Genomic DNA, 18,477 nt, shown 5'->3' on the forward strand with positions numbered 1-18,477 from the left:
ACTCTGAATCTGATATACTATAAACTAAAAGGAGTCTTTGTTATGTTTAAAGATATAAGTTTAACTCTTTTTAATAATCAAGAATTGATCAGCTTACTTGTCTTGGAGTCTGGTGTTTTGCTATTTTCCTATATGCTCTATCAATATCTAAAGAAGAAAGGAAAATTTCAGACATCAGCAGATCAGCAAACCGTCCATAAAAATCGATGGACGTTGATGGATACCTTGATCAGTGCGACGATCACAATTATGTTTCTTGTCATTGCCCTATGGAAGCTTGGAGCAGCAGCGATGCCGCAAACGCGCTGGCAGCCAACTCAAGCAAATGAATCGTTTATCTTGGAAATTGAAGATGGCAGCAGTGCCTTTGATCGTCTTTATCTGCTTTCTGGAGAAGGGGATAATAATGCTTTGGACAGTGGATATCAATTGGGGCTGAAGAATATCGTCATTGAGGGCTCCAATGATCTTTCCAAATGGGAACAGATTACCCATATTGGAGACAGCAGCTATTTGCAATGGGAAGTGATTGATGGACAATGGAATTATCGTTATCTTCGAATTACGGCAGGTGAACTTCGCAATGTTATCAATGAAATCGGCATCAAGCGCGCAGGTTTTGATGAATTTCTGCCGCTAAGAGTTTATTCTAAGGATCCAACAGGAAAGTATGATCCACAATTGGTGATTGATGAGCAAGCAAAACTGACAATTGATCCGCTGTATTTGAATGAAACCTATTTTGATGAAATTTATCATGTTCGCAATGCTCAGGAAATTGCGGAAGGTCAAGTTATGTATGCTTTTGTCCATCCTTTGTTAGGGACGCAAATCATCGCCGCGTTTATCAATCTATTAGGCAATAATCCTTTCGCGTGGCGGATTGGGGGTGTTCTATTCAGTGCGGCGATGATACCGCTGCTTTATGATCTGAGCAAGAGGTTATTTAAAAAAACTTTCTATGCTTCATTAGGAGCCATTTTCTTAGCATGCGATTTCATGCATTTAACGACGGCTAGAATTGCTACACTAGAACCCTTTTCCGTTTTCTTTATTATCCTAATGACTTATTTTATGATTCGTTATCTACAGATGAATTTCTATAAGGATGATTTTAAAAAGACGTTAGGACTATTGGCTCTTTCCGGAATCAGCATGGGGATTGGCGTATCTGTCAAATGGACAGGAGCTTATGCTGGTATAGGATTGGCGGTTTTATTTTTTGCAAGTTTATTTGCTCGATATTCTGAATATCGAAGAGCTAAAAAACAAACTGATCCTTCTTTTGAAGAGAAGCATATCGTGGAGGTTTTTCCAAAGTATTGTTTTATAACGTTGCTTTGGTGCTGTTTATGGTTTGTTCTTATTCCTCTAACAATTTATGCTCTTTCGTATTTACCTTGTATTATTAATCGAAATGAAGGGTGGAGTTTAAGCGGAGTTATAAAACAGACGATTGGGATGTACAATTATCATGCAAATTTGGAAGCTACGCATCCTTTTCAATCCGTATGGTGGCAATGGATTGTGGATGCTCGTCCGATCTGGTATTATCATCACGTTAGCGATTCGGTCGTTTATACGATATCTGCTTTTGGAAATCCATTGATATGGTGGTCAGGCCTGCTTGCTGTTTTGTTTTGTATTGTTGATTTTGTCAAAAATAAAGCCAAAACAGCCGGGATTATTGTAGTAAGTTATTTTGCACAACTGATTCCATGGATGCTGGTTACGCGATGTGTGTTCATTTATCACTATTATCCAGCTGTACCATTTTTGATTTTAGCATTGGTTTATGCTTTGAAGCGATTGATTGAAAAAGATCCGCGATACCAGAAGCGAGTCATTGTATTTATGGTTCTTTGTGTCATCTTGTTTGTCTTATTTTTGCCGGCAACAGCGGGATTTGGTACGACGAAAAGTTATATCGATGGTTTCATGAGGTGGTTTCCAAGCTGGTATTTTGGTTAAGTAGGGGGGAAGAATATGCAAAAAAAACAGAAGTATTTGTTTTTTGTGTTCTGTCTAATTATTGCTGTTTTTTCCTTGGCTCCGTATTTGACAGGTGGAGTAAATTTAGAACATGATACTTGTTTTCATCTGAGTCGGATCGAGGGCTTGGCTCGAAGCTTTAAGGATGGAATTTATATGCCAAGAATTTATCCTTATAAGAATAATAACTTTGGTTATGCGAGCCCTTTGTTTTACAGTGACTTCTTCTTAGTTGTTCCTGCTTTGCTTTATAATGCAGGGGTGAGTTTAGCTCGTAGCTATCAATTACTGCTGCTGGGCTGCAGTTTCTTTTCTGCATGGTTTATGGGCAAATTAACGATGCGTTTGAATCAAAAACCTCAAGCTGCTTACTTAGCCTCATTTCTCTATGTCTTTTCATTATATCGATTGACCGATGTATATGTACGAGGGGCTTTGGGGGAAGTTCTGGCTTTTGTGTTTATGCCAGTTGCTTTAATTGGCATTTATGAAGTATTCTGGGGCAATGAAAATCAATGGCCATGGCTCATGGCGGGGTATGCAGGTTTAGTTCTATCTCACAATATTACTTTTTATCTCATGGTTATTATTTTAATTGTATTTCTTGTCCTTCGTTTTAAAAAATGGAGTGTAGAAAAGACTCGGTTTTATGTAATCATAAAAGCGGCATTATGGGCAGCAGGACTATGCTTTTTTTACCTTGGTCCGATGCTGGAACAATTACTTTCTCAGGAATTTTATTTGCATTATTACGCAGCCAGCTCTGATTTGGCCTCAACGGCATTAAATGCATGGCAGTATACTGAAATGTCTATGAATTTCGCCGTTTCTAATGTTGCCTATGAACCGGGTCAGGCAATGACAACAAATCTCGGACTCTTGATTCCTGTATTACCTTTGTTAGGAATTTTTCTTTTCCATAATAATAAAACATCACAGAGTGATTTTCTATTTTGGTTATCTTTACTTGGCTTTTCAGCCTATTTTCTCTGCAGTCGATTATTTCCCTGGGAATATTTAGCTTGGATGAGAATTATTCAATTTCCTTGGCGGTTAATGAGTGTAGCCAGTTTGTTCCTGTGCCCTGTGGCCGCTATTACAACGGTTCAATTTTTTGATAAATACAGCACTCGTGCAGTTTTCATCTTGGTAATTGGAGGATTAATTGTTGGACTGATACGAATTATGCCTGTTCAAGATCGGCCAATTATGCTGGATGTGGATATGTCATATGAATCCTTAATCGATGGCACACTTTTAGACCCTTATTATGGTAATTCTTTCTATGTTCGCCCTGAAGTCGCAGGGGCTGATTATCTGCCTGTATCACAAACCGATTACAGGATGGTCTCTCAGTGTGTAGTGAACGAAAACAATCAGGATATTTCCTGCGATATTGAAAAGAAAGGATATAAAACAAGCTTTAAAGTAGAGAATGCAAAGAGTAATACTTGGTTACAAATTCCGATTACTTATTACAAAGGATATACTGCATTTGCATTGGATACGAATAATAATAAGATTGCTTTGAATCTTCGTAAGAATAAGGAAAGTGGGTTGATTGAGATCAATAACAAAGATGTAACATCAGGGCTCTTTGTTATTAATTACTCGGGTACTGGAATACAAAAGGGATCTACAATTGTTTCTGTAATTACAATTTGTTTGTGGCTGTTTCGCAGAAGAATAGATTTGCGCCAAAAAGGGTAATACTATTCATAGAGGTGATTAAGAATGAATACTATGGATAACGAAATTGTAAAAGATCTTAACGAGTTACTAAGAGGATGTCATATGGGAGCGGCAACCTTTAAAGAGTATTTAGTTGAAGCACAGTCAGAAAAATTAAGAGAGACTTTAAAACATTCACTTGATGTATTCCAGAAACATGAAATTGAACTGACAAGCAGAATTAATTCCTATGGAGAAAACGCTGCGGATTCAACGGGAATTATGGCCGTCCTTTCAGAAATGGCTGAGAAAATTAAAACGATTATGGCGGATAGTGATGAAGAGATATTAAATCAATCGATTAAAGCTATGGATATGGGGTTAAAAGCATGTCATGATTTTACGGATCGACATAAACAAGTTCCTGAAGAATTGTTATTTGTGATACATGATTTAGAAGCTGACTACAAAAAGGTTTATCGTGACCTGACTGAATTGAAATTGAATAATTATTAAACTTGTCTGCTAATGCATTCAAGTTTTTATTTGACTACATTTAATAAAAAGAAGATTTCTGAATTGAAATGTGGTAAACTAATGAAGGTAATAAATAGGGAGTTAAGTATGATCAATAAAATAAAAGAAAAGTTTTTGAGCAAGAGTTTTTTATCCTTTGCATTCATTGGGGCATTCAATACGATTTTGTCGCAGATATTATATATGATTTTTGTTAGCTTTAGTATTGCTGTATCAACATCGAGCTTATTAGGTGATGTTATTCCCATGTTTTTTTCTTATTTTTTGAATATGCATTTTACTTACCATGAAAAGCCGAATTGGAAAAGCTTTATCTCGTTTCCGATTAGTTATCTTCCAGGAATCATTATAAACATGGCAATGACGGTGATTTTTGTTAATTGGTTAGGTGTGAATAAGCTCTTTGCGAAAGCTTTCGCCCTGCCTTTAACAATTCCAATTAATTATTTAACAATGTCTTTGATTGTTAAGCTAACATCGAATAAAGAAAGGGCATGATTAAAACTATGAGCCGGTACCAGTGTTTTCTGGGCCGGCTTTTATAGAAAGAAGATTTAATCTATGATATGATTTATAAGGTGATTAATTATGATTAAAATACTTTTAGCGGTGGGGATAGTCATATTCTGCAGCGCAGGCTATGGATTGTTGGCAGAAAAAACATTGAAATTAAAGCCTTCATGTTTTACTGCTCCCTTAGGTTTTGTCCTTTTGTTATGCACATTGCAGCTCTGTTACTATCCAGTTCAGTTTTTTAATGGATCTGTATATTGGATTTATGCAAGTAGTTATTTGATCTTAGGTGTACTGTTAATTTATTCATTGCTGCATATAAAGGAAATATTCAGGCGTTATTGGCAGTGGAATAGTCTTTGGATTCTACTTTCTTTTCTTGTTTTTCTTATTGTGTTTTATCAAGTGTTTATCGATATTGGTTTTTCTGATTCGCCGATGTACCTCAACTACATTGCGCAGAATATTGATAATCAACACATCAATCTTTTTAACTTATATTCAGGGAAAATTGGTGCCGAATGGGATGCATTGTATTTATTTCAAGGGTATTATCACTTTGGAACATTCTTATGTCATGCGATTAACATACCTTCAACTTTATTTGGTATAGGTGGAAAAATTGATAATATTGTAATTTCTACTTGGGGATTGGGAATGATTTACTCACTCATCTCATCTATGTTAATTGTTAATTTTGCAGAAGGCTTAAAAATTAAGCAAAAGAGTATAAAATCTGTTCTAATTGCATTTACGCTGTTTTTCAGCAACTTTTACTACTGGCGGGTTGCATTTGCTTTCTATGGAAATACCTACAGGACCTTACTTGCGGCTTATTTAATCTATACGGCTTATTGTTGGTTGCGGGACAAAGAAGATCAGCTTAAATATGTAATGATGTTCATTGTGGGTGCAGGGTTAGCTTGCTCCTCATCCTATCTTTTCATCTCTTTTGCGATTTTGTTTAGTTTAGCAGCTTATCTTTTCATTAGTCACAAGGACAATGCATTTGTAGATATGTCGATTATTGTATTGCCTTTGGCAATCTATGCCGTCATGATGTTTAGCAGAAATAGGGATATTCCTTGGGTAGCACCAACTTTAGCGGTTATATTTATTGGCTATTATAGTTTGCGATTTACGGGATGTATGAAAAAAATAATTAGCTGCATTGAGAATTTCTTTTTCAAGTATGGCAAAGTGATCTTCTTTATTATTATCCCTATTGCAATGATGTTATTTTCAGCTTACGTAAATTTCTTTAAGCCAGACTATCTATATGATTACGCCTACTATTTTAATAATCATCAAGATTATGATATGGTGAAAGATTATTATTTTATCTACTCTCATGTTTTTGATAATATTCTAAATTTCATTCGATGGGTAGGAGTGATTCTCATCCTTTGGAAAGCTCGTTCTGAAGAACAGAATTTTATTAAGTTTCTATTTATAATGATGTTGATTCTGTTTCTAAATCCATTAGCTACAACAGCAGTTGCTTATTTAATCGCTTCTAATGTTTTCTATCGAACTGTAGAAGTATTGTTTAATCCATTTACAGAAATGTTGATTATCTTAGTTATTTTTGAATGGATCGCTCAATGTGTTTGGATCAAACGTGGCTTAATGATAATCTTGTGTTGTGAAATTATTATTGGGCATGTTGCTTCTTATTTCAACTCGGAATGGGGATTATATACATTTCATATCAATGGAGGAAGAACTGTTAATCCTATATATAAAATCAGTAACGAAGAAATCGAAACTATCCATGTCTTAGAGAGCCTGATTCAAAGGGATAAAGATCGCTATGTCGGTGAACATCAACCTACGATTATTTCTCATGCCGAGGGAGTAAGAACATTCCTGCCTAACGTATATCAGATCTTCACAGCAAGAGATTATTATTATATCTGGAATCGTGTTGATTGGATTTTTTATGATCTCGCCCGGAGACATTATGATTGGGAAGCTCCGGCTACTGAAGATTATGGTAGAACATGTGGATATCTTGATTATTATAATGTGGATTATTTAATTGTCCAATATTGGGAGAATAGTGAGTTTGATAAAGCGACAGATGCTTGCTCGATAACAGAAGTGACAACATCTAAATATAAGGTTAAAAGCTTTACTAATTAAATGCAAATGGATACTGCAATAGAACTTCAACTGTTAGTGTGCTATTTTATTTGCTATGCATTTAAATTGTGAGGTATAATGAATAAGAAATAAAAGATTAGAGAGGAAAAAATATGAGTAAATTAGCTGTGCTTATTCCTTGTTATAATGAAGAATTAACGGTAGGTAAAGTTGTTAATGATTTTAAACGAGAACTACCCGAAGCAGATATTTATGTCTATGATAATAATTCTAAAGATAAAACAGTTGAATTAGCAAAGGCAGCAGGTGCTGACGTACGCAAGGAAACAAAACAGGGAAAAGGCAATGTTGTGCGCACAATGTTTAAAGAAATTGATGCCGATGTTTATATTCTTGTAGATGGAGATGATACCTATCCTGCAGAAGAAGTTGGGAAGTTGATAAAGCCAGTGTTAGATGGAGAAGCTGATATGGTTATTGGAGACAGACTATCCAACGGAACTTATTTTGCGGAGAATAAAAGAGGATTTCATGGATTTGGGAATAATTTAGTAAGAAACTTAATTAATTGGTTATTTAAGAGTAACATAAAAGACATTATGACTGGATATCGGGTATATAGCAGACGTTTTGTTAAAAATATGCCAATTATGAGTGCAGGATTTCAGATAGAAACAGAGATGACCATTTTTTCTTTAGTTTATAGAATGAAGATTGTTGAAATACCTATTACGTATCGTGATCGCCCTGAGGGAAGTGAATCAAAGTTAAATACTTTTTCAGATGGGTTTAAAGTTCTTATGACATTATTTGATCTATTTAAGAACTATAGACCAATGCTTTTTTTCAGTGGCATATGTTTCCTATTTTTATTGCTAGGAATTATCGTTGGTACCCCTGTGATTGTTGAGTTTATAAAAACTGCATACATAACCAAGGTGCCCAGTGCAGTGCTTGCGGCGGCTTTATTTATTATAGCCTTCTTATTGTTTTTTGTTGGTGTTATATTAGATGCGATAAAAAACCAGTCTTGTATTTTATTTGAAAATCAACTTAATCAATTTGAATATCATGAAGTTGAGAAGAATCGAGGGATTAAGAAGTGAAAAAATTATTTGTGGTATTTGTTATTGTGTTAGCTATTTGTGCGTTAGGTGGTTTTGGAATTCTTATCTATCAAAGAATTTTAAGCGCTCCAGCTGATGAGGTGAGTAAAGTTGATATTCCATTAAAAACGCCAGTACCATTAATCATTACTTCTACACCTGGAGAACTTATTGAAGATTGGAATCATACTTATAGAGTTATGGCTCATGCTCTCGGTGGAATTGAAAACTATGATTATACGAATTCATTAGAAGCATTTTATCAGAATTATAATGCTGGAACTAGGCTATTTGAGATAGACTTGGATACAACCTCTGATGGAGATATCTGTTTAATTCATACTTGGGAGGATTTCCGCAATAAATTAACAGATATAGGTGGAGATTGGCCAATGTCGACAGAAGAATTTAAACAAGCAAAAATTCATGGGAAATATACAACTGTGATGTTTAAGGATCTTCTTAAACTAATGGAAGAGATACCCGATTTTCATATTATTATCGATTCAAAAACATTTGATATTGAAGGGTCTGAAGTTATGTACAACCGAATGATGGAAGAGGTCAATGCAGTAAATCCCGAATTAGTTAAACGCATTGTGCCACAGGCATATACTCCAGAAATGTATGATTTTCTTAATGAAAATTATGACTTTGATAAAATCATATTTACACTTTATCACTACTATGTAGACTCGGATGGACAAAAAATATATGAATTTGTAAAAGATCGTAAGGTTCCGGTAGTAGTTATGCATATGGATAATGAATGGGCTACTAAAGTAATTACGGATATCTACGCTTATGCAGAAATGCAAGGCTATGAAGATGAGTTTACGATCTATATTCACACTGTAAATAAAATTGATGATGCACTGAATATTATTAATATAAATCATTTTTTTGGGGTTTATTCTGATTTCATTACTGAAGATAAAATCGGAAATATAATAAATAGGTAAATGAGGAGGTGAGCGGTAAATGTTAATTATTATTTTAATTTCTGTCTTAATTCTCTTTGTGTCTTACATTCTTGGTATTTTAATTAATGAAAGTTTTATTCCAGCTAATTTAAGATTTAAGTACTCAATGCCGATAGGAGTTATTGCAAACATTGGAATTTTACAATGTCTGTATTATCCTTTGCAGTTCATGGACTTACCTATTAAATGGTTTTCATTAGTTACAATACTATTTTTCGCTATTGTAATATTTTTAGGAGTATTTAAAATTGAAATAATTAAAAGAGATCTAAAGAAAATACGTGATAACAAACTTGAATTGTTATTTGCTTTATTAATTTTTATCATGTTTGTTATAATATATTATTATGTAGACTTCCCACGAAGAACAGATGATTTATATTTTTATATTCCATATGTAATAAATAAAGTGACAACTCCATCTAGAGCAATTGGAAGAATATTTTATGATTTTCAGGGGTTTTATGATTTGCTAGCGGTAATTGTTAATTTTAGTGATAAAATCATAGACGCAGGCAGCATGCAGGCTATATTACCCATAGCTATAATGACTTGGGTTCCTTCCATAATAATATATATGATAATTCCGTTGACATTATTTAACATATATCATAGATTGAAGCAACACTATAATAAAATTAATATAATTTATTCTGTTGTATTAGTAGTAGTATATATTTTGTCTATGTATTGGTTTTTCCAAACACCTTACATAGGAAATACTTTCCGTAGAATTACAATCTCTATTATTTTTGAATTGATATATATATATATATCTGTAAGGAATAAGAGAACTGCGGTTGTTTTATCACTTTCTATTATTTCAATTATTTCTCAGACAAGTACGGGATTTATTTTTTCTGCTATAATAATATATATATTATTATGCTTTTTAGGGCTTACACATTCGAAAGAATACATAACAGATTTATTAATAATTTCCATCGGCCCTGCAATTTATATGTGTATTCTGTATCATTTTCTTCTTTTATTTGTTATTGGCTGTTATGTTCTTTGTTTAACTTTTGTATTAACAAAAAAAGGGTACATATTAGAAAACTTATGGAATAAATTGAGTTTATCTGTTATGTTGTTATTACCTATTATTTTTTCAGTTACAATCCATCTCCCTTTTTATGATTATTCAGGTGATTTTGATATGAGTTATTTTGTAATTGAGAATTTTTCCTTTTTTGATCCACATCAATTCGAAGGTATTGTTAATCTGCTAGATTTTCATTTTACTAATATAGTTGAGATAGTAAAATCTGTGTTTTGTGTTATATTTTGGTATATTATTGGATATGAAACTTATTATTGTTTAAAAAGAGATAAAATCAAATTTTTTGGAATAGCTAATCTCATAATTTTCACTACATTTTTTAACCCATTTGTAATGGGGTTTGTAATGGACAACATAACTGATGTTGTTTATTTTAGACTTTATGATCTGTTTTTTAATTTTGCTACAATCATATTTGGCATTACTGTAGCGATTACTTATTTTGAACAAAAAAATATTAGAATCGCATTAATGTTTATTTTATTTATCTGTGTAATATTTGAAATACCAAAAAATCAGACTTGGTATAGCATGAACTATTCAAATGATTTCGCATCACATCTAAATCATGCGGATTCTTTAGATGTGTCTGTGATAAATGAATTAATGGACTATGCTAAAGAGGAGAATAATACTACTCCTATTATAGCGTCTCAAATATATTCTAGTGGCGCGCTAACTGATAGGGTTTTGATTAATGTTAAGGATAATATATATAAATATGACTTATCTGACGATAGTGATGAGGCGATTTTGCAAAGAGTATTATATAGAAATGAGCCAGGTCTTCCAGAAATTAAAGAAGACTATCTAAAAGCGTGTTCACTGTTAAGGGATAAAAAAGTACAATATACAGTAATTGATGCTCAGTACAATTGGGAATTAGAATCAGGCATTGGATATTGTGGAGAAAAAATATTCGAGAAAGAAAACTACAGAGTCTTTAAAATGCATTATGACTGGTTGCAATGGTCAATGCCGGAGGAATATGTAAATGAAGAATAATTTGATTAAATATAAAATTCCTCTTCTTTTGATTTTGATTTCATTCTGTTTTATTCTCGTTGCTTTTTATCCATATATCACTAATAATCGTCCGTTTTTGTTTAGCGCGGATCAGCAACTGCAATATAATTATTTTTATCAAGAGTGGGATAGAATGATTGAATTACTTTTAGAAAATCACATACCTCCATTTTATTCTTTTAATACTTTCCTTGGTAATAATTTCTTTGCGAGTAAAGCTTATTATGTTACAGGAGATATCTTTTTTGGCTTGATTCGTTTGTTTGATTCTATAGAGTTTGGCTTAATGATTGAAACCTTTCTGTTAATAATAATTTCATCTCTGACTTTTTCCTATTTTTTAAAATGCTTCGGCATTAAAAAGAGAAATATAATCATTTGGGCTTCAATATTATATGCGTTTAGTGGAATAGCCGAATTGTACGTTGGGCAATATATGTTTCATAGATTCTATTGTTTTTTGCCTTTATTGTTAGCGGGAGTGGAAAAATTCAGAACTAAAAAAAGTTTATCGTTATTTTGTGTTTCTACCTTTATTCTGTTTTTATCAAATTATTATTTTATGTTTTCAACAAGCCTATATCTTGTTATTTATTATTTTTTTACAACGATATATCATTCAGATAGTGAGATTAAAATTATATATATAATAAGAAGTGCCATTCCGCTGATTGTTAGTTATTTTGTAGGCTTTATGATGAGCTGCATACTTATTTTTCCAGCTATCCTTTATGTGTTAGGAAATGATAGAATTGGTAACAGTGATACAATCCAGCTTATATTTGATCTGAAGGTTTATATTGGTCTATTTTTTAGCTATCTAGCTTATCCTTTTAACGTTTACACAGATATCCCAAATATGTTTGTTTCAGGACAAAACGGTCATCTAACATGGTATTCGCTTACTACGTCCATAGCTCTAATTCCCCCTTTATTTTCTATCTTTGTTTCAAAAGATAAAAAGGCTAGGATACTTCGTTGTTTTTACATTTTATTATTATTTTTCTTATTGATTCCGGGCTTAAATTCCATTATGCATGGATTTAGTGAACCTTCGTTTCGGTGGATATTTCTTATCGTTGTTACTAATCTGTTGATATTCTCAATAGTGATGGATAATGATTTATTAAAAATAAAAATAGTCCAAGGTGGTTTTGTTTACTTATTTGTGTTTTCTGTTTTCCTGATTTTTGGGTTTTTAGTTAAAGTAATTGACATTAAAACTTATATTACATATTTAATTTCCATAGTTATATTTTTGTTGCTTTTGTTTTTCTATAATTATTTGTATAAGAAAAATAAGATTACGAGAGTAATGATAATTTCGTGTGTCGAAATTTTATCTTTATATACAATATCTTTACAGATACTAAATAAAAACTACTATGAGTTTGTTCCTTCTTTGAATAAAGACTATATACACTATAACGATAGCTTGGATATTGATAAATTTTATAGAATGTATGTTAATCCTGAAAATCTATTACCGACTTCTGATCTGAATTTAAATCAAAGTATAAATATGGGATATAAATCAACATCTACTTATGATTCTATGATTGAACCAAATTTGAAGTTATTTCTCAAGCTTAATAATTTTGATTGGCATATAGTTTCGCTTGAAAATCCTGAAGTCTTACGAATGTTAGGTGTAAAATATTATTATGTAGTTGATGAATCAGAACTACCCGAAGGATATAAATTTAAATACACAACGAACGTTAATCATTTTAAAGTATATGAGATGATGGATTATAGACCTATCGGTTTTACATATGATAAGTTTGTAAGGGAAAATGAATGTTTAGAAGGAAACTGCAAGATTAACTGGAATGAACAATTAATAGTTGATGATGATTTAATGGAAAAAATTGAAAGTAATGATCTGCAAGAAGGTACAAACTTTGATTTGATAGAGTATTTTAATGAAAATAGTTTATATGGAAACATAAATTTAACTAAACCTGCTGTAGTATTTTTTAGTATTCCATATAATAAGGGATGGCAGATATATGATAATAATGAATATATTCAATATTATAACGTCCAAGGAGGATTTATAGGTGTTTATTTAGAACCAGGAGATCATTATATAAACTTAATATATAAGCCACCTGGATTGAAAATGGGGATTGTTTTAAGTGCGAGTGGTGTAATTTTATTCATTTGCTTAATAATCAATGATATACGAATTAGAAAAAGAGATAAAAAAATATGAGAGGATCTTTTACATGGAGGCATTAGTTATGGATAAATTGAAGAAACACTTATTAAGTAATCTGGATATATTATGTTTTTTCTTCGGTATAATTTTTTTAGATTGTTACTTCAGATATCAATTGAATTTCAACTTGAATAATTTGAGAGTAATAATTGTTGATATTTTTATCAGTTTGTTCTTCTGCTCGTTTTTATTTCTCTTTGGAAAAAAAGCTAGACTATTTTCAGGAGTATTAATTTTGAGTTTTTTATCAATTTTGTGCTTCTGTCAAAATTTACATTATAATTACTTTTCTACGTTTTTTTCATTCTCGAAGGCAAGTATACTTCAAGAATTTTTCCAGGTGAAAAATGAAGCAGCGGGTAAAATTACAATTGATTTATTCGTTTATTTCGTTCCATTGCTTATTTTTATTCTGTGTAATTTAATAAAAGGAAAACAAATTAAGTCTTTATATACTATTCGCTTTATAATATTTATAACTTTGTCTATTTTTACTTCATGTTGTCTGTTTTTAACTTTTACAAATTATTCAGATAGTAGCAAAAAGAGTGAAAGTGACAATTATTTATATGAATCTCTTTATAATAAAACTAGGGCTGTAGAAAGACTTGGATTATATTCATATACACTAAGAGATGCTCAATTAACGTTGATAAATAAAGCCGATAATATTGATGAAGACAAAGCGATGATTGACATATATATTGAAGAACACGGCTATACAAGTTCAAATAATGAGTTTACTGGGTTATTTAAAGGAAAAAATTTAATACTAGTATTATGTGAATCTTTGTCATCTATTGTAATTGATGAAGAACTTACCCCTACGTTGTATAAGATGAAAACACAAGGGATTAATTTTAACAATCATTATGCACCTGTTTATCAATCAGCAACTGCGGATAGTGAATTTATGAGTCTCACATCTCAAATACCATCAATAGAAAAAGGGCCACTAGCTTATGATTTTTATGAAAATGTTTTTCCTAAAGCTTTGCCTATAATGTTTAAAGATGAGGGATATTCTGCTAATTCATTTCATTCTTTTAAAAAAGATTTTTATAATCGCGAGACTCTTCATTATACGTATGGTTTTACATATTTGTATGACTGGGTAGACCTTAACTTAGAAAAACGCCCTGAATTTGTAGAAGCATATAACTGGATACATGATAGAGAGTTATTTAAAAAAGTTGTAGAGATTACTAATCAGGATATTAGTGAACCGTTTTTTGATTTTGTTATTAGTGTGTCAGGTCACATTCCATATGTCAGAGAAAGATATGAACTTGAATATGATTTATGGCAGACCATATTACTTCACGGTGAAGCTGGCGAAAAATATTCTACAGAAGCACTTTGTTATTTGGCTGCTCAGAAAACATTAGATACAGGTCTTGAAACTTTGATTGAGGAATTAGATAAAACAGGTCAGCTTGAAAATACTGTAATTGCAATTTACGGTGATCATTATCCGTACGGATTAACAAAATCGGCAATGAAAGAGTTATTTCCAGATTTGCCAAATGATTATGAAATTAATAAAGTTCCTTTCATTATTTGGACACCGAATTTCGAGAATCCAATTACTATAGACGAAGTTACATCAACTTATGATATTATGCCTACATTATGTAATCTGTTTAATTTGAGTTTAGAGGGAAGATTTATAGTAGGGCGCGATGCTTTGTCCCAAACTGAAGGGATCGTTATATTTGAGGATCGCTCATGGCTGACAGATCGAGCTTATTATGATGCTACAAAAGGAAATGTAATTAAACTAGATCCAACAATTACGGATCAGGAAATAGAAGAAACTAGCGATCAGATTTTTGAAGAAATCTTGATAAGTCAAAAAATATTATCATTAGACTATTATGCAGGAAAATATGCGGAGGATCAGTAAGGTTATAGGAAAGACATAAGTAAGTCGTTGTATTATTCGTAGAAATTATTTTGGATGTAGGATATTTTATACTAACGTTATGATCCATAAATGCTTACATAATGTATTAAATTCTTAATGTTTGGATATTGTAAAGTGAATGAATAATATGTAGAATACTAATGTTATAAATGGAAAAACTATGAAAGGTATGGACTATGAAAAAAAAAATAAGATATCTTATAATAAACGGCTTGTTAATACTAGTTGCTTTGATCTGCTTTTTTAGTGTCTTCGGTTTAAATGATGGATATTCAGTTTCACTAAACGATGAAGAGTTGATAGCGAATGGAAATTGCAAAATTGAAGAAGGAAAAATAACATTGGATAATGATCAATGTACGTTTTTGTCTACAGTTTTAGATAATGGTAAATATAATGTTAACATGTTTTATAAAAGTAAGGGTAATGTTAGCGTTAATTTATTTAGCTCAAAATATGTTGATGAAAAGAATGTAGCTGGAAAGAGTTTTGCTTATTCAAATCTTGTAGATTCAGTTATGTATCAAGAGTTCGAAGTATCACTTGATAAACGTATTAGTGATTTTGATTTTTATTTATCTGGTTCCGGTGTAATTGAAATTAATGATATTTCTATAAGTTATATTGGAAAATATTATAATGACAATTTCATTTGTATTCTTTTGTTAGTTGTTTTCTTAATTTTATTAGCTGTTATAAATGTTAACGGAAAATTTCGAGAAATGCTCTACAATAAGAGTAACTTTTATGTTTTCGTGTTGTTGATATCAATTTTTATTATAGTAAGCTTACCTGTGTTGGGAGGGGACAGTCTTCATAATCCGGCTTTTCAAGACTTAGAATATCATTTAAATCGTATCCAAGGCTTGACTGATGCGATTAGAACTGAAAATTTTCCTATTCGTATACATTCTAGTGAGTTTGGATATTATGGCCAGGCTGAATCTGTATTCTATCCTGAATTGTTTATAATGATTCCAGCGATGTTACGCTTAGGCTGTATGTCGCTAATGAATTCATACAGAATATTTGAATTGATAATTAATGCTGTTACGATTTTAGTTGCTTATATTTCTTTTAAAAAAATTTTTAAAAGCAGAAAAGTAGGGTTAGTAGGTACTACTTTATACACATTTTCAATATATCGACTAACCGCACTTTATGTGCGATCCGCAGTAGGTGAGTTTTGTGCTATGATTTTTTTCCCATTACTTGTTTGGGGAATTTATGAAATGTTTTTTGGAGATGAAAAAAAGTGGTGGCTATCTACAGTTGCAATGACTGGTATTCTGCAGTCTCATCTTATTTCTACGGAACTTAGTGCAATTGTGTGTGTATTTTTCGGGATAATCCACTTACCCATGCTGCTAAAAAATAAAATCCGATTTATTTCAATTATTAAGGCAATTACCTTCTTTATTTTACTTAATTTATGGTGGCTAATTCCATTTTTAGATTTTTCGAATGCTGGTATAGGCATCTCAGATTTAAGAGTAGGTATTCAAGAACCAATAGTTAAGGAAATATGGAAGCTATTTGCAATATTTTATCCTTTAGACGCAGGGAATCAAATGCCATTTAGTATTGGCTTGTTATTATTTGTTGGTGGCTGTAGTTATTTAATATTACAGTTTAAGACCTCTTTTAGGAATAAGTCGTTTAACAAACAAGGATTATTATTGCTTGGTTTCGTGGCTGTTTTGCTATGGGGATCAACGGCCTATTTTCCATGGAATAACTCGTTTAGTATTTTAAAATCTATAGGTAGTACTTTACAGTTTTCTTGGAGAATGCTGTCAATAGCTACTGTCCTTTTGACTTTGATATGTTTAATACAGATTAACTATTTTAAGAATAACAAAAAAAGTGATTTTGTTATAATTGTTTTGTTCATTTCTTCTGTTCTATTGGCTAGTCCTATAATATGTAGGTATCAGAAAGTGATTCCTATAGTTGCAACAAAGACATATCAAGCTAATGTCGATGATGATAGATATACGCTAGGAGGATGGTATTTTCCTAAAAACACAGAAATATACTATTTGTTTTATGAGCCGGGTACTGTTAAAAGTAAACTAGAGCTAGAGATTACTGATTTTAAACGTCAAGGAAGTTATTTGCATTTTGAATTTAAAAGTGATGCTAATAATAATATCGTAGAGTTACCGGTTCTATTTTACCCTGGATATGAAGTGAAAGTAAATGAAAAGCAAGTGCCAATAAGAATGAGTAAAAATAATCTTATAGAATTTGATTTAAATAGTTATGAAGGGAAAGTTACTCTAGATTATGTTGGAAAATTATCATATACTATATGCAATTGGGTTTCATTGATATCTTTGATTTTACTTATATATAGTGTAGCAAAGGAAAATAAGTTATGAAATGGTTAAAATTAACGAGAGTTCATCACTATATAAAGAATATACTTATATTCTTTCCGATGTTTTTTAATGGTTCGATTTTTGATTTTGAGTTATTGAAAGTTAGTTTTTTGGGCTTCTTGGCGTTTGGATTTACTTCTTCCATTATTTATATCATTAATGATTTGCATGATTTAGAAAAAGATAAGAAGCATCCAACTAAATGTAAACGCCCATTAGCCGCAGGTCAAATCAAAAAAAATCAAGCAGTATATATGATTTTAGGACTGATAACAGTAACTTTATTTATCCATATTTATTATATAGAATTGATTCCATCAGCAAGTTGGCTTCTTTTATATTTTGTATTAAATCTGTTGTATAGTCTGAAATTAAAAAATGTACCAATAATTGACATTGCAATTTTGGTCTCTGGTTTCTTGATAAGAGTCCTCTATGGTGCAGCAATTACTGGAGTTGTTCTTTCTAATTGGCTTATTTTAACTGTTATGTCCGTTTCTTTTTATTTAGCGTTGGGTAAAAGACGAAATGAATATCAGGATCATGGTGAAGAAACTAGAGAAGTCTTAAAGTACTACAATTACGAATTTCTGGATAAAAATATGACGGTTTCACTAGCTCTATCTGATATTTTTTATTCCCTGTGGAGTGTTAATATGATTGATAAAGGGAAGTATTCTTCATTTCTAATTTGGACAATACCTCTTATACTTTTAATACAAATGAAGTATAGTTTAAACATTGAAGGAAATTCTGATGGAGATCCAGTGGAAGTATTATTTCGGGATAAGGTTTTAATTAGCATGGTTATTGTTTTTTTCTTATTTATGTTTGTGGTTTTGTATGGATGACTTAAATGGAAAGATGAAAGGTAAAGGTTATGATAAATTTTTAGTAATGATTCTTTTATTTCTTCACTTTTGATTTGATTACTGAACATAGCTA

Annotated in this window: 12 protein-coding genes; all 12 read left to right on the forward strand. The window is 31.6% G+C overall.

The window, feature by feature from the left end:
- Window positions 1–42 precede the first annotated feature (42 nt).
- Window positions 43–1,971: a phospholipid carrier-dependent glycosyltransferase gene (locus MCG46_RS05990; RefSeq protein ID WP_240278555.1), complete on the forward strand. Its 1,929-nt coding sequence runs from the start codon at window positions 43–45 to the stop codon at window positions 1,969–1,971.
- A gap of 15 nt (window positions 1,972–1,986) precedes the next feature.
- Window positions 1,987–3,702 (forward strand): hypothetical protein, encoded by a 1,716-nt coding sequence (locus MCG46_RS05995; RefSeq protein ID WP_240278557.1) that lies wholly within the window; start codon window positions 1,987–1,989, stop codon window positions 3,700–3,702.
- Between the two features lie 24 nt (window positions 3,703–3,726).
- Window positions 3,727–4,179, forward strand: a complete 453-nt coding sequence (locus MCG46_RS06000; protein ID WP_240278560.1) for a DUF2383 domain-containing protein — start codon at window positions 3,727–3,729, stop codon at window positions 4,177–4,179.
- Window positions 4,180–4,287: 108 nt separating this feature from the next.
- Entirely contained in the window at window positions 4,288–4,698 is a 411-nt protein-coding gene (locus MCG46_RS06005) for a GtrA family protein (protein ID WP_240278562.1), read from the forward strand.
- Between the two features lie 90 nt (window positions 4,699–4,788).
- Window positions 4,789–6,858 carry a hypothetical protein gene (locus MCG46_RS06010; protein WP_240278564.1) on the forward strand — a complete coding sequence of 690 codons (2,070 nt, stop codon included), beginning with the start codon at window positions 4,789–4,791 and terminating at the stop codon, window positions 6,856–6,858.
- Window positions 6,859–6,971: 113 nt separating this feature from the next.
- Complete coding sequence (locus MCG46_RS06015) at window positions 6,972–7,925, forward strand: glycosyltransferase (RefSeq protein ID WP_240278566.1); 954 nt, start codon at window positions 6,972–6,974, stop codon at window positions 7,923–7,925.
- Window positions 7,922–8,887, forward strand: a complete 966-nt coding sequence (locus MCG46_RS06020; protein WP_240278567.1) for a glycerophosphodiester phosphodiesterase family protein — start codon at window positions 7,922–7,924, stop codon at window positions 8,885–8,887. Before MCG46_RS06015 ends, MCG46_RS06020 begins: the two co-directional genes overlap by 4 nt.
- Window positions 8,888–8,906: 19 nt before the next feature.
- Window positions 8,907–10,976 (forward strand): hypothetical protein, encoded by a 2,070-nt coding sequence (locus tag MCG46_RS06025; RefSeq protein WP_240278569.1) that lies wholly within the window; start codon window positions 8,907–8,909, stop codon window positions 10,974–10,976.
- Window positions 10,966–13,215: a YfhO family protein gene (locus MCG46_RS06030; RefSeq protein ID WP_240278571.1), complete on the forward strand. Its 2,250-nt coding sequence runs from the start codon at window positions 10,966–10,968 to the stop codon at window positions 13,213–13,215. Before MCG46_RS06025 ends, MCG46_RS06030 begins: the two co-directional genes overlap by 11 nt.
- A 28-nt stretch (window positions 13,216–13,243) precedes the next feature.
- On the forward strand, window positions 13,244–15,127 hold the full coding sequence (locus MCG46_RS06035; RefSeq protein ID WP_240278581.1) for an LTA synthase family protein: 1,884 nt from the start codon (window positions 13,244–13,246) through the stop codon (window positions 15,125–15,127).
- A 197-nt stretch (window positions 15,128–15,324) separates the two neighbouring features.
- Window positions 15,325–17,532: a YfhO family protein gene (locus MCG46_RS06040; RefSeq protein ID WP_240278583.1), complete on the forward strand. Its 2,208-nt coding sequence runs from the start codon at window positions 15,325–15,327 to the stop codon at window positions 17,530–17,532.
- Window positions 17,529–18,383 (forward strand): UbiA prenyltransferase family protein, encoded by an 855-nt coding sequence (locus tag MCG46_RS06045; RefSeq protein ID WP_240278585.1) that lies wholly within the window; start codon window positions 17,529–17,531, stop codon window positions 18,381–18,383. Before MCG46_RS06040 ends, MCG46_RS06045 begins: the two co-directional genes overlap by 4 nt.
- The last annotated feature ends 94 nt before the right edge of the window (window positions 18,384–18,477 follow it).

Origin of the sequence: Holdemania massiliensis (assembly GCF_022440805.1) — a bacterium.
In the GTDB taxonomy this organism is placed as follows: domain Bacteria; phylum Bacillota_I; class Bacilli_A; order Erysipelotrichales; family Erysipelotrichaceae; genus Holdemania; species Holdemania massiliensis_A.

What these genes read in the sequence shown, in the direction of transcription:
- MCG46_RS05990 (WP_240278555.1), top strand. Translation starts at nt 43, where the DNA reads ATGTTTAAAGATATAAGTTTAACTCTTTTTAATAATCAAGAATTGATC.
- MCG46_RS05995 (WP_240278557.1), top strand. Translation starts at nt 1,987, where the DNA reads ATGCAAAAAAAACAGAAGTATTTGTTTTTTGTGTTCTGTCTAATTATT.
- MCG46_RS06000 (WP_240278560.1), top strand. Translation starts at nt 3,727, where the DNA reads ATGAATACTATGGATAACGAAATTGTAAAAGATCTTAACGAGTTACTA.
- MCG46_RS06005 (WP_240278562.1), top strand. Translation starts at nt 4,288, where the DNA reads ATGATCAATAAAATAAAAGAAAAGTTTTTGAGCAAGAGTTTTTTATCC.
- MCG46_RS06010 (WP_240278564.1), top strand. Translation starts at nt 4,789, where the DNA reads ATGATTAAAATACTTTTAGCGGTGGGGATAGTCATATTCTGCAGCGCA.
- MCG46_RS06015 (WP_240278566.1), top strand. Translation starts at nt 6,972, where the DNA reads ATGAGTAAATTAGCTGTGCTTATTCCTTGTTATAATGAAGAATTAACG.
- MCG46_RS06025 (WP_240278569.1), top strand. Translation starts at nt 8,907, where the DNA reads ATGTTAATTATTATTTTAATTTCTGTCTTAATTCTCTTTGTGTCTTAC.
- MCG46_RS06030 (WP_240278571.1), top strand. Translation starts at nt 10,966, where the DNA reads ATGAAGAATAATTTGATTAAATATAAAATTCCTCTTCTTTTGATTTTG.
- MCG46_RS06035 (WP_240278581.1), top strand. Translation starts at nt 13,244, where the DNA reads ATGGATAAATTGAAGAAACACTTATTAAGTAATCTGGATATATTATGT.
- MCG46_RS06040 (WP_240278583.1), top strand. Translation starts at nt 15,325, where the DNA reads ATGAAAAAAAAAATAAGATATCTTATAATAAACGGCTTGTTAATACTA.
- MCG46_RS06045 (WP_240278585.1), top strand. Translation starts at nt 17,529, where the DNA reads ATGAAATGGTTAAAATTAACGAGAGTTCATCACTATATAAAGAATATA.